This window comes from Streptomyces durocortorensis (assembly GCF_016901035.1).
In the GTDB taxonomy this organism is placed as follows: Bacteria; Actinomycetota; Actinomycetes; order Streptomycetales; family Streptomycetaceae; genus Streptomyces; species Streptomyces durocortorensis.
The window spans coordinates 20,819-38,402 of the sequence record NZ_JAFEUF010000040.1 but is presented as its reverse complement, the minus strand read 5'-3'; the positions used below and the strand labels follow the sequence as shown (position 1 = coordinate 38,402).

Genomic DNA, 17,584 nt, shown 5'->3' with positions numbered 1-17,584 from the left:
CCCCCGCCCGCGCGGGCCGCCCCCCCGCGGCCCCCCCCCCCCCCCCGGCCGGCCCGCCCCCCCCCCCCCCCCCCCCCCCCCCCCCCCCCCCCCCCCCCCCCCTGACGTCGGATACGGCACATTATCCGAGCTGAGATGCACCGGTCCGCCACGTCACTCGCGATCATGTCTAGAATTCTGACCAAATTCTGCGGGAGCTAGACATCGACCTCCTCCCCCGGCAGACTCGCATGTAGAACAAGAAGAAAAGGGCAAGAATCCACCGGAGGGAACGAGATGACCGACCCTGTGATCAGCAACCTTCGCCCGCACGTCTGGAACTCCGAGCAGTCCGTCGCCTACGAGGCGGCGATCGAGGCGATCAACGGCGTGGTCGCCGCCTACTCCGCCCTGATCGCCGAGGCCGAGAACCCGCCGGTCTCGCAGGAGCTGATCACCGAGTACCGAACACTGCGCACGGAGTGCCAGCAGGTACGCAAGGCGCTGCGGGCCGAGGACACCGAGAACGTCGCCCGGGTGCGGGCCGCCTACGCCGCCAAGCTGCGGGAGCTGACGGAGACCGGCGCGTGAGCCAGGACGACGCCGCTCGCTATCAGCTGCCGGCGGAGGAGAACCGGCGCATTTTCGTCATGGACATCGTGCGGGACCTGCTGACCGGCCCGATCCCGCAGGACCCGGCCACTGCCGTCTTCCTGCTCGGGCAGCCGGGCGCGGGCAAGACGCGGGTGGCCCAGCTCATCGCCGAACAACTCGATGCCCGGGGCGGGTTCGCGGACATCGACAGCGACCATTACAAGCCCTACCACCCGCAGTACGCGCGGCTCATGGCCGAGGACGACCGCCTCATGACCCTCTACACAGGGCAGGACGGCCGAGCCTGGATGAAGCAGGCGCAGCAGTTCGTCCGGGGCGAGGACCCGTTATCCGGAGGCCGGAAGCTCAACGCCTTGGTCCAGGAGATCGCCATGGACCCCCAGTTCCTGGCCGAGACCATGCGCAGCTACCGGAACGTGGGCACCCGTATCGAGGGATTCGTCCTGGCTGTGTCGCAGGCGCAGAGCGATCAGGGCGTTCTGAACCGCTACCACGAGCAGCTCGTCGACCGCGGGCAGGGGCGCCTGACCGTGCCGGAGAAGGCGCAGGCCTCCTTCACCGGGATCCCGGTCGCCTGCGAGGTCATCGTGCGCGAAGGGCTCCTGGACGTGGGAGGCGTCTTCCGGCGTGGGGATTCCGATCCCCGCTTCGCCGCCGACGCCGCCGAACTCGCCCGCGACCCGCTGGCACTGCGCCAGAGCGTGGAGCGGGAGCGCAACCGGCCCTGGACACCGGAGGAGTCACGCGACTTCCTCGCAGTCCAGCACAAGCTGCGCGAGGGCCTGCCCGCCGACTTCGGCCCCCAGCTCGACCGCATCGACCGGCTGGCCGCCCCGCTGCTGGCCGCCTTGGGGCCCAGCACGCCACGCATATCGTCCGCTGCAGCCCGCTCGCGCAGCACCACCACCCCCAGGAAACCGGCGACACCCGGGAAGGGCCCGTCACCGGAACGCACCCCGCCGCACCACCGCCCGGAAGGGCCCGAACAGCGCCAGGGCCGTACCAAGTAGCCCACGCGGGGGCGGTGCCGGACAGTGCCGCCCCCGCCGGACCCGGAGAGATCCATGAAGATCACCATTGAGGGCGCCGACGAAGCGTTCGCCGAGAAGCTGGTCGCCCTCGCGGCGCAACAGGGTGCCGAGCTGGCCATCTCCACCGTCAGGACCGGCTGGACCGTCGACCGTGCCGAGCAGTACCTCTCTGACCTGCCCACCAACGCCCTGCGCTTCGCCTGCCTCGTCGTGGACGCCGACGGCGACAAGGCCGCCGAGGAGCTGCGCGAGGAGTTCAACGGCGAGCTGCGCGGCCCGACCATCGCGCTGTCTCGGGCGGTGCCGCGCGGCGTGCGCCGTAATTGGTGGCCCTCGGACACCGAGGCACCCATCGCGCCCCGGTACGACCCTGAACACCCCAGCTGGCAGAAGGCCATCGCCTACACAATGACCAGCGAGAACGTCACCGTCTTCCGCGCCGCCCTCGTCCGGCTGGGCTTCGACCCGGCCCCGGCCGACCACAGCCGGAACGAGGGCGGCCATGGCCAGGAGGGCCAGCAGCCGTGACCATTCGCATCCCCCGCACGGCTTTGTCGACGTCACACGACAGCGATTGTCGACGCCGTCGGGAGGCACTTACTCGCGCCCGGATCTCGATGTCGATGAGAACTGGAGGCACCCGCCAGCACTCGGCAACGGCGGGACGAGGGCCGCCACCTACGCCCGTAGCCAGCGCTTTTGTCCCGGGCCCCAAACGAGCGGCACACGGCGTCTTGCCAGTCGGCACCGAACTGCTGTCCGAAGCCATCGATATCCGACGCGGGCAGCGCCTCCCGAACCGCCCGAGAAGCGCTGCTCTTCGTCATCGACAGAGCCAAAGTGTCAAACTGAAGGGAAGGGGGACGCCGTCTACGCCGTGCCGCTTTCGGTTCCACGGCTGCGGTTTCCGCCGGGGTGCGGGGGTGGGGCACAGCGGCGGCTGGCGCGAGGTCGAGCCGCTTGTCCATCTCCAGGCGGAAGGTCCCGTACGGGTTGACGGTGGACCAGAAGAGCGCGGTCAGGCCCCGCCGGTCCTCTTCGTCGCCCCATCTGGGGATTCGCTCGTTCAGCCCAACGGACCGTACGACGACGAGAAACTGGAGGCCTGACCCACCGAAAGCCACTGGCGGGTTACTTGCTCCCTGGAGCCCGGGCTAGGACTACAGGGCCGTGTCGCGTCGGCTCGGGTCGGTCAGATGGCGTAGGCCCCGGTCGCGGGGCGGCCGTGCTCCCGGGCGTACGGGGTCAGGGCCGTGAAGCCGGCGCCCCTCACCGGCGTTCCGGGCTCCAGGTCGAACGGACTCACCCCCAGCCGGCCGGCTAGGACCGGGGCCAAGTACGTGGCGAAGCTCTCCCAGTCATCCTCGGAGTCCTTGGGCGTGAGGCCTTCCTCCAGGCCCGCGGTCAGTTCCTCGGGCAAGGGGGAGCCCATCGCGAGGTCCGCGTCGCATGTCCGCTCGGTCGCGGAGCGGCGGCGCAGCACGGTGCCTCCCTCGGCGACCAGCCAGCCGGAGCCGCCGCCCTGTTCGCCGAAGAAGTAGGCCTGTGCTCTGCCGTACCGGCGGCTCAGGCTCGTGACGACGGCGAGCACGTCCGCCGCGCGCTCCGGGTCCACGGGTGAGCACCACGGACCGAGCACGAGGGTCCAGCCGTCCACCGCCGGGGTCACGTACACCCGGCCGTACTCCGCGCCGTCCATGGTGTCGTGCGCCACGATGTCGTACCCCAGGGCGAAGGTCGCCGGCCGGATCTCGTGCAGGCCGAGTGCTTGCGCGATGCTCTGATGGTCCTCGGTGGGCACGGCGAGCCAGGAAGCGGAGCACAGGTCGAGCGGACGGGCCCGGTCGCGCGGCAGTTTGACGCGGATCAGGCGCTCCACGGCCGCGCGATCGGCCGCCGAGAGTGCCTCCTCGCCGCCGGACGCGGCCAGGGTGGCCAGGGCCCGGGACCGCAGTCGCCCCGGCCCGTGCGCGCGCACCCGGCGGAGCGGTTCGTGGGTGGCGGGCCCGAGCAGGCCAAGGGCCCACTCCGCGCGCTGAGCCACGTCCGGTTCCGGATCGCCGAGCAGCGGAATCAGCGCCTCGGTCACCCGGACATAGTCGACGCCGGGCCGCGGCGAGCGCCCGAAGGCCACCATGCAGACCGACTGGATCCCGGAGGCGGCCGAGCTGCGGACGGCCGGGGACGGATGCCGCAGCGCGTCCACGAACCGGTCCACCGAGTGGAAGGCGGTGAACGTGGAGCCGAGGCGTCGCCGTGAGGTCTCGTCGGGGGCGGCGGCCAGCGCTTCGAGCACGTCGTCGAAGGCCAGATCCGGCCCGATGTCCCGGTTCAGGAGTCCGCCGATCCGGGCGCGGACCTGGACAGAGTCCGTGGTCAGCAGCGCGCGGATCAACGGCCCCACGGCCGCCCGCCCCTGCGCGGCCAGCCGTGCGCGCGCCACCTCGCACAGCCCTGGATCGCCCAGGGCCCCGATCGCGTCCTGCGTGTCCACCCTTTGTCCTCCTCGTGCCGTGCGACCGCTGCTCCACAGGCCATGGTGGCCTGTGGTCGGGTAGCCGGACACCATTGCTGATCCCCGGCCCTCTCAGTGAAGGTCTCGGGGCGCAAGCGGGGGCTGGCCATCGACGTGCTGGGGCTGATCATCGGCGTCGTCGTCATGGCCGCCTCCGCGCACGACAACGCGGCCGGCACCGCCCTGCTCGACCAGGCCGCCGAGCGATGTGGGATGCGCCTGGAGAAAGTGCTGTTCGACCAAGGCTTCAAGGAAGCGGTCATCGTTCACGGCGCTCTGCTGGACATCAACGTCGAGGTCGTCCGCCGCAACCCTGCCAACCAGGGCAAAGGGTTCGTCCCGCAGCCCAAGCGGTGGGTGGTCGAGCAGACGAACGGCACGTTGACGCTCCACCGGCGTCTGGCCCGTGAGTACGACCACCGGCCCTCCGTCGCTCATTCCCGTGTCCTTCTTCCCATCAGCGCTCGACGAGCATCCAACGACCATGAGCGCTAACGCTGCGGCTGCCGCCGCCCTGATAGTGCCCCTCATCTCATCCCCAGTCCTAGAAGCCAATGCACTCCTGCATGATCCTATTCACGAGGCTCCCGGAGGCTATGGGCAGAGGCAACGTCACACCAGGCCCAGCCTGAAGCGACTGCATTGGCCTCACCGGCCCCAACCCCCGCTCCCCTGACATCGATCGGCGCGGGTAACACCCTCGTGGTGCACCTCCGCGCGACTCCGCTCTCGATGGAGGCTTGGTGCCGGGTGTCGTCCGCAGTGCGTGCGCAAAGCCGGGCGGTGCGCCTCTCCAGTCTCGGCCGGTTCGGCAGCAATGTGAGGGGTGGCGAGGGGCGGTCGTGGTGAGTTCCAACAAGGACCGTGGTGAGTAGCCGACGACGGCCCCTGACCGTGGTGAGTTGGAACGGTTCTCACTGCGCGGCTCTCCAGAGCGGTTCCAGTTCGCACCCGGGGTGTGGTGAGTGGCGGAGACATCTTGACCGAGTTCCAACACGGGCGAGATGCAAGTTCCAAGTTCCAGCGCGACAGCCTCTCGACGGCCTGGCCGGCCTTCACGTCGTCGGCGGCTCTGTGCCTGCGGGTCACCGGCACCACCTAGCGGCGACGGACTCGGGCTCTCCCCCGGTCGGCGGGTTGGAAAATTGCAGGTCAGATCGTTCCAATCCCCTTCCGCGCCCTGAGGAGGCGATGGGAACCCGACGCATTGCCCATGTACTCGGGACGTGGCCGGGGAGCGATCTCCAGCGATGGTGAGTCCCTCCGGGGCGTCACTCACCAGGGGCACGGCTGCCTCTCCCGCTGGGGCGGGCACTTCTGGAATCTGCCCTCCCGTGAGGGGGGAAGGACGGGTTCCTCAGTTGGCTGCGGCGGCCTGTCGTTCGGCGCGCTTGATGTCTCCCAGGTACTTGCGCACCGTTCCAACGGTGTAGCCCGTGCCCTCGGCGAGCAGCGGGGCGAGCGAGTTGGCCGACCTGGAACGCTCCTCGGCGCTGAGTTCCAGGTAGCGGGCCGCCACCAGCTCTGCTCCTGTCAGCGGCGACGATTCCCGCCCCTGCGGCTCCTCCCGGTCGGGCGTTACGTCGTGGGGGCCGTCGCTGGGCGACGCGCCGTCGGTCTCCTCGCCCTCAGGGATCCGCATCTGTACGACGTGGCGCCTCTCCCCCGTCCGGGCAGCCGCCGCTCCCCCAGGTACCGCTGCAGCATGTGGAACGGCGCTGGAATTGGAACGCTCGTCATCGGGTGCAGTGTCCCCAGGCGCTCCGTTCTGTCCCTCCGGGTCTTCCAACTTGTCGTGCGCCGTCGCTTCCACGGGTGCCTTCGGCTCGGAGCCGAACCAGGCGCTGGCCCCGCCGCCCGATGCGGGCAGCTCCTCGACGTCGGACCCGGGCCCGGTGGCGGTGTCCTCTGCGATCGTCGGGGCCTGGCCGCGCTGGATGAATCTCTCGTGGTGAGCGCCCCAGAGCTCGTCGAGCACCGGTTCCAGCAGCATCCCGGGCAGAGGCTCCCGCGTCGAAAGCTCGACGATGCCGTACTGGGCGAGGAAGTGCCCGAACTGTTCAGCGTCGGGGAAATGCCCCCGCTGGGCCACGTAACCCTCGGCGGCCGCCAGGTAGTCCACGTCCGGGAGAACCGACTCCACTGCCGTCGGCGCGGCCTGATGAACGGTGCTGCCGAACCCGGCCACCACGGCCTCGCGCACCACGGCGACGGGGCGCTCAGCTTCGGCGTCCCGCTCCCCCACCCGCTGATGCCCGATCGCCAGTACCGGTGCCTCACCGCTGATACCGCCTCGTTCGACCGCGGTGCGGATCGGCTCCTCGATGCCGGCGGCGGCGAGCCCGGCCGGGGCGGTCTCGGCGAGCGGCACGCCGTACTTCGCCAGGCGCAGCGGCATCATCGACTCGACCGGGGCCTTGCGCCGCCAGTTGCGGCCGAACCGGGCCTGGAGCCGGGCCTGGTAGATCAGCCGGTCCTGTTCGAGCTTGATGACCTGCTCGTAACTGCGCAGCTCCCACAGCTTCATCCGCCGCCACAGCTTGAACGTCGGGATCGGCGAGAGCAGCCAGCGGGTGAGGCGGACGCCCTCCATGTGCTTGTCGGCCGTGATGTCCGCGATCCGGCCCACCGCGTGCCGGGCCGCCTCGACGGAGACGACGAACAGCACCGGGATCACCGCGTGCATCGCGGTGCCCAGCGGGTCGGGCCAGGAGGCCGCGCCGTTGAACGCGATCGTCGCGGCGGTCAGCAGCCACGCCGTCTGGCGCAGCAGCGGGAACGGGATCCGCATCCACGTCAGCAGCAGGTCCAGGGCCAGCAGCACGCAGATGCCCGCGTCGATGCCGATCGGGAAGACCAGGGAGAACTGGCCGAACCCCTTGGCCTCGGCCAGCTCGCGCACGGCGGCGTAGGAACCCGCGAAACCGATCGCGGCGATGATCACCGCGCCCGCGACGACGACCCCGATGAGTATGCGGTGCGTGCGTGTCAGCTGCATCGCGGCCACGCGCGATCCCCTCCCCGATCTCTGCGCCCGGCCGTATCCGGCCCCGGCGCCCGGCCTTTGTACCCGGCGAGGGGACAGCCTGGCACATGTGTGCGAGCTTTGTTGCGTGGGGAGGGGCGGGAGTCCGTCGTCGGGCTCCCTGGAGCGGCCGGTGGTCTGTCAGCCCTCGATCAGTCGCTGGAAGGCGGCGGTGTCGAAGATGTCCTCCATCCGCACGGCCTTGCCGCCGCTCAGCGTCCAGGAGTGCACGAAGGACAGGGTCTCCGTACGGCCGCTGCGGGAGGTCACCTCCCGGGTGCCGAAGACCACGACCCGGTTGCCCGACTGCACGAACTCCGCCGGTTCCAGGCGCATTCCGCCCAGCACGGTCGGTACGTGGGCCAGGAACTCCCGGACTCCGGTGTGTCCGTGCTTCGTTCCGCCCAGGCCGTAGGCGGCCATCCCCTCGGGATGGATCCACTCGACGTCGGGCGCGAGGGTCTCCAGCAGGCCCGGAACGTCCCGGGAACCGAAGGCCCGGTAGGCGCGGTGGATCAGGTCGATGTGTGGTCCGTGGTCCGACTTTGCGCGGGCCGGGGTCGCTGTCTGGGTCATGAGTGCCTCCGCCTCATCCGTTCGTCGTTCTTCCGTGGACGTGCTCGGGGTACAGGGCTTCGAGGGTGCGGCGGATGCCGTCGCGCCAGCCGACCGTGCACGGGCCGGTCAGTTCCCGGCGCAGCGTGGGGTCGAACCGGTAGGTCTCGCGGGTCACCTCGCTCGGCACGAGGCGCGCGGAGACCCCGGTGAGCCGTTCCAGGTGGCGGATGCAGTCGGTGATGCCGACCGGTTCGTCGCCGCCCCAGTTCACCAGCGTCGCCGGGGTGCCCGCGGCCCGCCAGAGGGCGGGGACCTGGGCCACCAGGTCGTCGGTGTGGAGCAGGGAGCACCAGTTCTGTCCCTGGAGGGGTACGGGGATGGGCTCACCGGCGAGCATGCGCTTGAAGTAGAGCATCGGGACGCCGCCGTAACCGCCGGGGCCGTAGGCGATGTTGAGGCGGGCGATCGTGGTGGGCAGGTCCAGCACCCGGGCGAAGGCCCGGACCGCTCCCTCGGTCGCGATCTTGCCGACCGGGTAGGCGGGCAGCCAGTCGGCCACCCCGTCCACCGGGTCGGTCTCCGTGTAGGGGTGGTCCAGCTCCTGCCGCGCGTACAGGGCCCCCGTCGAGACGTAGAGGAAGGCCTCCGCGGTGCGGCAGTGTGTCATCAGTCTTCCCGCCGCTACGGAGTTGACCTCGGCGGCGGCGTTGAAGTCGCCGTCCTCGCCGCGTCGTACGGCGGAGTGGATCACATGGGTGAAGTCCTCGGGGACGCCCTTGAGGCCGTCGCCCGCGGTGTCGTCCATGTCCCAGTGGACGGTGGTGATCCCGCGCGAGGCGAGTTCCGCCTCGACACCGGGTGCGCCGAAGCGGCCGAGGCACCACACCTCGTTCCGTTCGGCCAGGGCTTCGGCCACCGGGCGGGCGACCTGCCCCGTACCGCCGGTGACCAGGATCTTCTTGCCCGTGAGCGGGGCGGTCGGCCGGGTCATCAAAGGCTCCCCTGCGAGGCGGCGCGGGTGGCGTCGGCGTCGGCGAGGGAGCGGTCGAGCTCCCTGCGGAGCACGGACTGGAAGGCTGCCACGTGCTGCGGTCCCATCAGGGTGTAGTGCTCCCCGGGAACCCTGATGTACCGGTTCTCCCCGGTGGTGTAGTCGTCCCAGCGGCGTAGTTCGTTGTCGAGCCAGTCCTCGATGGTGCCGCGCAGCGGGGTGGCGTAGAAGACGTTCATCGACGGCACCGTGCCGCTCGGCCGGTAGGTGCGGCCGAGGTCGGTCAGGCGGTTGGCCAGGTCGGCCCAGGCTCCGAACCGCTCCGGGGTCAGGTCGAGTTGGGCGACGCGCTCGCCCGGAGCGAGCGCCAGCAGCTCGGATACCTGGTCCTCGGGTGCGAGATGCCGGAGCGTGGCGGGCAGCCGGAGCGACTGCTCCTTGTCGATGAGGGAGAGGAAGAACGCCAGGTTGGCCGCGGTCTCCGCGAAGTCCAGTTCGTCCATCCGGTACTTGATGTTCGGCGGAAGGTTGAAGCTGCCGACGAAGTCCACCCGCTCGCCCGCCGCCCGCAGCACCTTGGCGATCTCGAAGGCCACGGCGCCGCCGTAGGAGTAGCCCGCGACGGCGTACGGTCCCTGCGGCTGCCGGGCCCGGATGGCGTCCACGTAGCAGTCCACCATCTGCTCGAAGGTCGCGAACGGCTTCTCGCCCTCGTTGAAGCCGCGGGCCCGCAGCGCGTAGAACGGGCGGTCGCCGACGAAGTACGTGGCGAGGTTGACGAAGACGAGGACCTCGCCGACGCCGGGGTGGACGCAGAACAGCGGGGTCTTGTCGCCGCCGGTCTGGAGCGGTACCACCGGGTCGTACTCCGGGCGGTCGGCCCCGCCCCGGCCCCGGGCGGACTCCGTGCCGAGGAGGCGGGCGAGGCCGCGTACGGTCGGCGTCGTCATGAGGGTGATGATCTGGAGGCCGGTGACCCCGAGACGCTCGGCGACCCGGCTGCGCAGCCGGAGGATGTCCAACGAGGTGCCGCCCAGGTCGAAGAAGCTCGCCGTCGCGCTGATCGTGCCGGGGCCGGCGTCGAACATCTCCGCGTAGATCTCCGCGAGGACCTCCTCGGTCCTGCCCTCGGGGGCGCTGTAGCCGCCGAGCATGCGCTGCGACAGAGCCGAACAGTCGCGCTGCACCGTGCGGTAGGCGCCCGCCTCCAGGCGCCGTCGCATCAGGCTGCGCTGGATCTTGCCGAGGCTGGTCTTGGGGAAGGCGTCCTTCGGCAGCGGCAGGACGAGAGAGGGGCGGAAGCCCCAGTGCATCACCACACTGCTGCGTACGGCGGTGAGCGCCCGGTGCAGCGCGGCGTCGTCGCCCTCGGGGACGTCGGGGTGGAAGGCGATCACCAACTGCTCGGTGTCGCTGCCCGCCGGGCGGACGGGGAAGGCGGCGGCATAGGAGGCGGCCACGCAGTCGAGCTGTTCCAGGGCCGTCTCGACGTCGTGGCTGAAGTGGTTGACTCCGTTGACGATGACGCTGTCCTTGGTCCGGCCCACGAGCGAGAGCCGGCCGTCGTCCAGCCGCCCCAGATCGCCGCTGCGGAACCAGCCGTCCGCCGTGAACGCGTCGGCGGTGGCCTGCGGGTCGTTGTGGTATCCGGACGTCACGACCGGTCCGGTGAGCTGGAGTTCGCCCACCTCGCCGGCGGGCAGCGGCCGGTCGTCCGGGCCCGCGATCCTGATCCGGGCTCCTTCGATCGGGCCGCCCAGCGAGGCGAACTCGCGGCCGCGGTCGACGTCGGGGAAGGCGGCCCGCGAGTAGATGCTGCCCGCGCAGGTCTCCGTCATCCCGAAGGCGGGCCAGAGGGCGTCGCGGGCGAGTCCGTACGGTGCCAGGAGTTCGAGGAAGGCCTCGCCGGTGCTGCGGACCACCGCCTCGCCGCCGCTGATGATGTGCCGCAGCCGGGAGAGGTCGAGCCCGTCCTCCTCCGCGATCTCCCGGAGGCGGCCCGCCGACGCGGTGATCAGGCCGAGGAGGAAGTTGGGCGTGAAGGTCATCGTGACGCCGTGCCGGGAGATGATCCGCAGGAACTCCAGTGGCTGTTGCAGGATGACGGGGGCTTCGACGTGGAGCTGTCTGCTGCCGGTGGACAGCGGCAGCAGATGGCATTCCAGCAGGGCGGCCACATGGTCGAAGGACACCCAGTTGAGGGTGGTGTCGTCGGGGCCGAGCCGGTGCGTGCCGTTCTTCCCGGCCATGGAGGCCAGCAGATTGGCGTGGCTGAGCCGGACGGCCTTCGCGCTGCCGGTCGAGCCGGAGGTGAGGACCAGGACCGCCGTGTCGTCGGGGCCGGCCGGGTGGATGTCGGCCGGTCCGTCGACGGCCGGCCCGTCTGCGGCCAGCTCGTCGAGCGGCGCGACGGAGAGCCCCGGCACCGGGGGCAGTTCGGAGGCCAGGGACCGGGTCGTGACGAACAGCGGCCCGTCGAGCAGGGCGACGACGTGCCGGAGCTGGGTGGACCAGCGCTCCGGGTCGCCGCGCAGCGGAGCGGTCGGGCAGGGCACGAACCCGCCGAGCACGGCGCCCCAGAACGCGGTCAGGAAGTCCTGCGGGCGTTCCAGGATGAGGACGACCTTGTCCTGCGGGCGCAGGCCCCGTGCCCGCAGGCCCGCGGTCACCCGGAGGGCGGCGGCCAGCAGTTCGGGATGGTTCTGGTCGACGAACTCCGCGTCGGCCCCGTCCGGGCGGTAGCGCGGGCCGGTGGAGGGGTGCTGTTCGGCGGCGTTCAGCAGGAGGTCGGCGATGCTCTGCGAAGGTGCTGTGTTCACGCTGGTCTGTCTCCGATGCCTCAGGGCATCCGGGAAGGTCGTCCCCGGGTGGCGGCGTAAGGATGTGAGGGACCTGACGGGGCGATGTGCGGCTCCGTGGTACGGGCGCCGGCTCAGCGGCCGGGGGCGACCTGACACGCCGTGAAGCCGCGGTGGGCGCTCGCGGGCACGGCCAGTGCCGCCGTCCACCCGTCGGGCACCACGATGTCGGCCACGTGCCAGAGGGTCCGGGGGGCGGGGGCGGTGACGGCCACCTCGGCGGGGCCCGGGGCCCAGGCGCGGGTCTCCAGCGCGGTCAGATCGGTGACGATGCCGATGCCGACGGCCTTGAGCACCGCCTCCTTGCGGGTCCAGCAGCGCAGGAACGCCCTGGCCCGGCCGGTTCCTTCGGATGCCGCCCGTACGGACTCCTGCTCGGGGCCGGTCAGGACGTCGTCGGCGAGCGTGGCGACCGGCAGGTCACGGACCGCCTCCGCGTCCACGCCGACCGGGAAGGGGGCCACGGCCAGCATCCCGAGCCCCGCGGAGTGGGAGATGCTGATCCGGAATTTGGTTTCAGGATAAACAAGTTTGGGTGGTCCGTGGCTGTCGCTCCCGCACCCGGGACAGAGGTTTCGGCCAAACGAAATCGTGGTGGCCGGTACCTGAAAGTGCCGCCCTAATATGCGCTTTGCGGTTGCACGGCAGGACGCGTATTCGGCCGCGGCCGTGGCCGACGTCAGTCGTCGCACATGTGCCCGCTCGTCACCGTTCAGCAGGTCGGTGTCGGCGCGCGTCCGTGTGCCGGGTGGGGCGTACCACCACCACACCAGGGCGCCCGTCACCGGGGCCGGCCCGGCGGGAGGGGCGCTGCTGGCGTGGAGGGGTGGTGCGTGGCGTGTGGTCACCGGGCGACCGTAGGCGTGAACTCGACACCTCTGGAAGCGAGTTGACAGCAAGCGGTCACCCCTCTTGCGCTCCGTGAGGGGGTGACTGCCGTTGGTCACCTAAGCGGAAGGGGGATCCTTCGATTGCGGGGCGCGTGTGCAGCTTGTTGTCAGCCGTGGCGCTCGTGGGTGCCGTTGGCTTGAATCAAGACGCTTCGATGGGGGCACCGCCGCCCGTTCGGGCCCTGGTTTGTTGACTGGTGCTAAATGGGCGAACTAGTGTTCACGCTGGCAACTGACTGGCTTTTTGCGTCAAGAAGTTTCTGATTGGACAGATGTATCGGGCAATCGGGTCGTGTCCGCTACGGGGGTGCCGGTGGCCGATAGTGATGGGCTGCCGGCCGGACCGTGGGGAAGATTCTGATTACTCAAGGGGGCGCTGGATAATGGAAACGGTCGTTGATCCACCCGATGCGGAGGACGTCGAGCTGACGGAGCCGGACGAGCGGTCCGCTCACCTGGAGCAGACATTGCTGCAGGTGCAGGCGTTGATCGAGTCGTCCATGTCGCTCTACAGCAGACAACCGGCCCTGCCCAAGGTCGCCGAGCCGAGGGATGTCGCCGCGCTGGAGAGCGCTCTCGACCGGCTCATCGGCGGCGTCCACCACTCGTTGAGCGTGGCGCTGACGGAGCCCGGCGACTTCAGCGACTGCGTGCTGCGGCTGCTGGCGCGGATCGGCCCTACGGTGGCGGTCCGGGTGCTCTGCAGTGTGCAGGCCGCGGATGCCTCTCTCGTCTGTCTTCGCCGCCTCCCGCAGCCCCGCCTCGAAATTCGGGTGTGTGAAAGGGAGTTGCGGGAGGTCGTCGTCGTCGACGGTGCGAACGCCCTGGTCCGTGGAGCCGCCGGCGGATCGGGCACGCAGGCCACCGTCGTCAACGACGCGGGAGCCGTGCGCGCGCTGGAGCTGCTGTTCGCGGGCGCCTGGTCGCGCGGTCGCAAGCTCACCGACCACCTCGAACTGGGCCCCCGGCTGCGCACCGAGTTCGCCCGCAGCGTCCTGGAGAGCCTGCGGGCCGGGCACAACGACGATGTCGCCGCCCGCGAACTGAACGTGTCGCTGCGCACCTACCGCCGGCACGTCGCGGAAGTGATGAGGGAGCTCGACGCGATCTCGCGCTTCCAGGCCGGTGCGCGCGCCGCCGAACTGGGCCTGCTGGCGGAGTAGCGCGCGGGACTAAAACGGTGACGGCCCGTCAGGCGGCCTGATCGCCGGCAGTACACCAACGGGGGATGGTGGAAACGAGTTGACCGGAGAAACGCCGGACGAGGTGGAGCGGGCGCTGCTGGAGGCGAGATCGCTCATCGAGTCCACGGTGGCCATCCACCGCGGCCGCAGCGCCCGTAAGCATCAGATCGTCGCCGTCGAGGGCGGTCACGTCGCCGTGCTGGACGCCGCGGAGCAGCTGATCGCGACGGCCACCCGAACGATCGACATCGTGCACGCACGGGTGCCGGAGAGCGGCGAACTGCCCGACAGCGAGACGCGCTCGGAACGCGACCTCATCTACGGGGCGAGCGAGGCGGTGGCGGTCAGGCTGCTGTCCAGCACCCGGCTCGTCGACGAGTCGTTCGTACGCGAACAGCTCGGCAGGGAGAGGCCCGTGGCGATCCGGGTGGCGAAGGTGCCGCCGCTGCAGGCACTGCTCGTCGACGGCGCGACCGGACTGGTGGTGACCGAGTCCGCCGTCGGCCGACGGGCCTCCCTGATCCGCGCCCCCGACGTCCTGCACACCCTGCGCACGCTCTTCGAGAGCGTGTGGAGCAACGCGGTCCCCGCGGGTGAGCGCATCGTCTTCGGGGGCCGTGACCGGGCGATGCTGGCCCGGCAGATCCTGGGTTCCCTGCGGGCAGGGGTCACCGACGAGGTCGCCGCCCGCGAACTGGCCGTCTCCGTGCGTACCTACCGGCGCTACGTCGCCGAGATCATGACGCTGCTCGGCGCCAGCTCCCGTTTCCAGGCCGGGGTCCGCGCTGCCGAGCTGGGCCTGCTGCCCACGGCTTCCACGCCCGCCGGCGGAAGTCCGGGAAACCGGTCCTGAAGCCCCGTGGACGCTGCGGGACAGCCCTTGGGTTCCCCTGCGGTCTGGCAGCTTTCTGAAAGTACCGTTGCCGCGCGCCGCCGGGGGCAGTTGTATATCTCCCGGGAAACAGGAATCCGGAACACGGAGAACTCTGTGCCCCGGCGGTCGTGCAATCCCCCGTGTGCGCCGCTGACGCGCGGGGGGGCGAATTAGGAGGGCCCCCCCCCCCACCCCGGTTGACACCGCGCGGAAGGCGGGCCATGAAAGATATGCCGATCGGTCTGGTGTTTCCCGGCCAGGGAACGCAGAAGCCCGAAATGGGACTGCCCTGGCGGGACACCCCGTCCTGGCAGCTCACTGCGGACATCTCGGAAGCCACCGGGGAGGACGTCCCCGAACTGCTGCTGCGCACCGGGGCCGAGGACCTGCGGCGCACCGACCTCGCGCAGATCGCCGTGTTCGCCGTCGCCGTCCTGGCCCACGCCGAAGCCGTACGGACCGGGGCGATCGAGGGACGGGTGGCCGCCTGCGCCGGACACAGCCTGGGGGAGTACGCCGCCCTCACCGCGGCCGGCGTGCTGGAAGTACCCGCCGCCGCCGCCCTGGTGGCCGCCCGCGGCCGGGCGATGCGGGCCGCCGCCGAGGAGCGCGAGGGCACCATGGCCGTCCTGGTCTCCGCCGCCCCGTCCGAGGTCGAGGCGCTGGCGGGCACCGTACGGGCGGAGGGACACGAGGTGTGGACCGCCAACTTCAACGGTCCCGGCCAGACGGTGGTATCCGGCTCCCCCGAGGGCGTCGAACGGCTCGGGGAGCAGGCGCCCTCCATCGGCGCCAAGATGATCCGCCTCCAGGTCGGCGGCGCCTTCCACAGCCCGTTCATGGCCCCTGCCGCCGATGCGCTGCGCACGGCCTGGAAGAACACCGCATACGCTCCCGCGCGGGTGCCCGTGGTGTCCAACGTCGACGCCGCGGCCTACACGGGCGACGGCGACTGGCCCGAACTCGGAACCCGGCAGCTGGTCTCGCCCGTGCTGTGGGAGCAGAGCGTGCGGACCCTCACCGACACCCTCGGCTGCCGCCGGCTGGTCGAGCTGGGGCCCGGACGGACGCTCGCCGGACTGATCCGCCGCATCACCCCGGAGACCGAGGTCCTGTCCGTGGACGGCCCCGGCTCCCTCACCTGACGCAACTCCGTGACCGAGGAGTCCCATCCACCATGGCAGTTGGCACCGACAGCATCTGGTTGCGCCGATACGTCACCCCCGACCGGCCGCGGCTGCGGCTCGTCTGTCTTCCCCACGCGGGCGGCTCGGCCGCCTTCTTCCACTCCTGGGGGCACGCCTTCGGCAGCGACGTGGAGGTCATGGCCGTGCGCTACCCGGGCCGCCAGGAGCGCATCGCCGAAGAGCTGTACACCGAGATGGAGCCCCTCGCCGACGCGGTCACCGAGGAACTCCTCCCGTACACAGGCGTTCCGCTCGTCCTGTTCGGGCACAGCATGGGCGCCTCCCTGGGCTACGAGGTCGCACTCCGGCTCCAGCAGCGGCACGGCGTCCGGGCGGCCGCCCTCCTGGTCTCCTGCCGCAAGGCCCCGCACCTGCTCACCCCGCGCGGCGGGTTCGCGGACGACGACGCCCTGGTCGCGGAGGTCCGCCGGCTGGGGGGAACCGACACCCGGCTGCTGGACGACCCGGACCTGCGTGAGCTCGTCCTGCCCGCCATCCGCGCCGACTTCTCGATCGTCTCGCGCTACGCCGCCCGGCCCGGCACCCCGCTGGCCTGCCCGGTCGTCGGCTACGTCGGGGACAGCGACCCCGACGTCGGCATCGACGGCGTACGCGGATGGGCCCGGGTGGCGACCGGCGGGTTCGCGCTGAAGGTCCTGCCCGGGGGGCATTTCTACCTGGTCGACCAGCGCGACGGACTGGTCGCGGACATCCGCGCGCGGCTGGCGCAGTGGAGATGACCGCCCCGCCCCGGCCGCTTCCCCGCAGCGGGGTCGGGGTGCTCGACAAGGCGTCGACCGTCCTGAGCGTGATCGAGAACGGCCCGGTGTCCCTGGCGGAACTCGTCGAGCGCAGCGGGCTCGCCCGGCCCACCGCCCACCGGATCGCGGTCGCGCTGGAACGTCTGGGGCTGCTCACCCGGGACTTCGAGGGCCGGTTCGTCCTCGGGCCGCGGCTGGGCAGCCTCTCCGTCGAGGCGCAACAGGACCGGCTGGTCCAGGCGGCCCTCCCGGTGCTGGACGGGCTCGCCGCGGACACCGGTCTGGACGCCCGCCTCTTCCGGCGGCGCGGAGGCCGGCAGGTCTGCGTCGCCTCCTCCCCGGCCCGCCCGTCGAAGGATCCGGTCCCCGTCGGCGCCTGCCTCCCTCTCACCTCCGGACCCGTCGCCCAGGTGCTGCTGGCCTGGGAGGAGCCGGAGCAGCTGTACGAAGGACTGCGCGGCGCCCGGTTCACGGCCGCCCAACTGGCGGCGGTGCGGCAGCGGTACTGGGCGTTCGGCCCGGACACCGCGGCGGGCGGCACCCTCACCTGCGCCGTGCCCGTCCAGCTCCGGATCGGCCGTGTGATGGCGGCCCTGGCGCTCTCCGGGCCGGCCGCGCGGGTCGGCGAGCGGCCCCGGCGTCTGCTCGGCAGCTCGCTGGTCGACGCGGCGGCCGTGCTGGGCGACACCTTGCGGCGCGCGCATGCCGAATTCGTTCCCGAGGCTGCCACGACGCGCTGAGAGAAGCGGGCGATGGCAGCTTATTGCAAGGGCTGTTGTGGCCGGTGAATGGCGCCGACAGTATTCATTCCACTTCCTGCTGCACAACGATGTGGCAGCACACCGGAAAAGGGGTATCAGCGTGTCCACTGCAATCCGTGATGAGCGTCTCGTGACCATCAAGGAAATCGTCTGCGACATTCTTGAGATCGAGGAGGACGAGGTTACCGAGGTCAGTCTTTTCAAGGAGGACCACAACGCCGACTCCCTGCGCGCCATTGAAATTCTGGCCGCCCTGGAGAAGGAGTTCAAGGTCGTCATCAACCAGAGCGAACTGCCGCGCATGGTGAACCTGAAGGGCGTCTACGGGGTCGTCTCGGAGTCGGCCGGCTGGTAG

At 70.9% G+C, this 17,584-nt stretch carries 15 protein-coding genes and 1 pseudogene; 10 read left to right on the top strand and 6 right to left on the bottom strand.

All coding sequences use genetic code 11. From position 1 onward, the window contains the following. Positions 1–276: 276 nt before the first annotated feature. Genes JS521_RS11155 through JS521_RS11145 form a run of 3 tightly spaced genes read left to right on the top strand, consistent with a single transcriptional unit; the run spans position 277 to position 2,153 of the window. On the top strand, positions 277–570 hold the full coding sequence (locus tag JS521_RS11155; RefSeq protein WP_205082569.1) for a hypothetical protein: 294 nt from the start codon (positions 277–279) through the stop codon (positions 568–570). Then, entirely contained in the window at positions 567–1,604 is a 1,038-nt protein-coding gene (locus JS521_RS11150) for a zeta toxin family protein (protein ID WP_205082568.1), read from the top strand. Before JS521_RS11155 ends, JS521_RS11150 begins: the two co-directional genes overlap by 4 nt. 54 nt (positions 1,605–1,658) lie before the next feature. Next, positions 1,659–2,153: a hypothetical protein gene (locus JS521_RS11145; RefSeq protein ID WP_239487097.1), complete on the top strand. Its 495-nt coding sequence runs from the start codon at positions 1,659–1,661 to the stop codon at positions 2,151–2,153. Between the two features lie 664 nt (positions 2,154–2,817). Here JS521_RS11145 and JS521_RS11140 read toward each other — a convergent pair. After that, a complete protein-coding gene (locus JS521_RS11140; protein WP_205082567.1) occupies positions 2,818–4,119 on the bottom strand; it encodes a HEAT repeat domain-containing protein in 1,302 nt (433 codons plus the stop codon). A 99-nt stretch (positions 4,120–4,218) separates the two neighbouring features. Here JS521_RS11140 and JS521_RS11135 point away from each other — a divergent pair. Further along, a pseudogene (locus JS521_RS11135) lies at positions 4,219–4,635 on the top strand (transposase); the annotation flags it as partial. Positions 4,636–5,497: 862 nt separating this feature from the next. On the opposite strand, the gene JS521_RS36580 reads toward JS521_RS11135, so the two are convergent. The 5 genes from JS521_RS36580 to JS521_RS11110 all read right to left on the bottom strand — a co-directional run bounded on the left by JS521_RS36580 (position 5,498) and on the right by JS521_RS11110 (position 12,036). Further along, positions 5,498–7,147 carry a DUF2637 domain-containing protein gene (locus JS521_RS36580; RefSeq protein ID WP_307847841.1) on the bottom strand — a complete coding sequence of 550 codons (1,650 nt, stop codon included), beginning with the start codon at positions 7,145–7,147 and terminating at the stop codon, positions 5,498–5,500. A 159-nt stretch (positions 7,148–7,306) separates the two neighbouring features. Beyond that, positions 7,307–7,741, bottom strand: a complete 435-nt coding sequence (locus tag JS521_RS11125) for a nuclear transport factor 2 family protein (RefSeq protein WP_205082566.1) — start codon at positions 7,739–7,741, stop codon at positions 7,307–7,309. Between the two features lie 13 nt (positions 7,742–7,754). After that, the gene (locus tag JS521_RS11120; protein WP_205082565.1) at positions 7,755–8,714 is read right to left on the bottom strand and encodes an NAD-dependent epimerase/dehydratase family protein; all 960 of its coding nucleotides are present in this window, start codon (positions 8,712–8,714) and stop codon (positions 7,755–7,757) included. Then, positions 8,714–11,533, bottom strand: a complete 2,820-nt coding sequence (locus tag JS521_RS11115; protein WP_205082564.1) for a non-ribosomal peptide synthetase — start codon at positions 11,531–11,533, stop codon at positions 8,714–8,716. Before JS521_RS11115 ends, JS521_RS11120 begins: the two co-directional genes overlap by 1 nt. A 113-nt stretch (positions 11,534–11,646) precedes the next feature. Beyond that, entirely contained in the window at positions 11,647–12,036 is a 390-nt protein-coding gene (locus JS521_RS11110; RefSeq protein WP_205082563.1) for a 4'-phosphopantetheinyl transferase family protein, read from the bottom strand. A gap of 809 nt (positions 12,037–12,845) precedes the next feature. Here JS521_RS11110 and JS521_RS11105 point away from each other — a divergent pair. From JS521_RS11105 to JS521_RS11080, 6 genes are all read left to right on the top strand, one after another. Then, positions 12,846–13,625: a helix-turn-helix transcriptional regulator gene (locus tag JS521_RS11105; RefSeq protein ID WP_205082562.1), complete on the top strand. Its 780-nt coding sequence runs from the start codon at positions 12,846–12,848 to the stop codon at positions 13,623–13,625. Positions 13,626–13,704: 79 nt separating this feature from the next. Continuing rightward, positions 13,705–14,499: a LuxR family transcriptional regulator gene (locus JS521_RS11100; RefSeq protein ID WP_205082561.1), complete on the top strand. Its 795-nt coding sequence runs from the start codon at positions 13,705–13,707 to the stop codon at positions 14,497–14,499. A 242-nt stretch (positions 14,500–14,741) separates the two neighbouring features. Further along, a complete protein-coding gene (locus tag JS521_RS11095) occupies positions 14,742–15,665 on the top strand; it encodes an ACP S-malonyltransferase (RefSeq protein WP_205082560.1) in 924 nt (307 codons plus the stop codon). 32 nt (positions 15,666–15,697) lie between these two features. Continuing rightward, positions 15,698–16,447 (top strand): thioesterase II family protein, encoded by a 750-nt coding sequence (locus JS521_RS11090; protein WP_205082559.1) that lies wholly within the window; start codon positions 15,698–15,700, stop codon positions 16,445–16,447. Continuing rightward, positions 16,444–17,208 (top strand): IclR family transcriptional regulator, encoded by a 765-nt coding sequence (locus JS521_RS11085; protein WP_205082558.1) that lies wholly within the window; start codon positions 16,444–16,446, stop codon positions 17,206–17,208. Before JS521_RS11090 ends, JS521_RS11085 begins: the two co-directional genes overlap by 4 nt. Positions 17,209–17,359: 151 nt before the next feature. Continuing rightward, positions 17,360–17,584, top strand: coding sequence for an acyl carrier protein (locus JS521_RS11080; protein ID WP_372448572.1), 225 nt, complete (start codon positions 17,360–17,362; stop codon positions 17,582–17,584).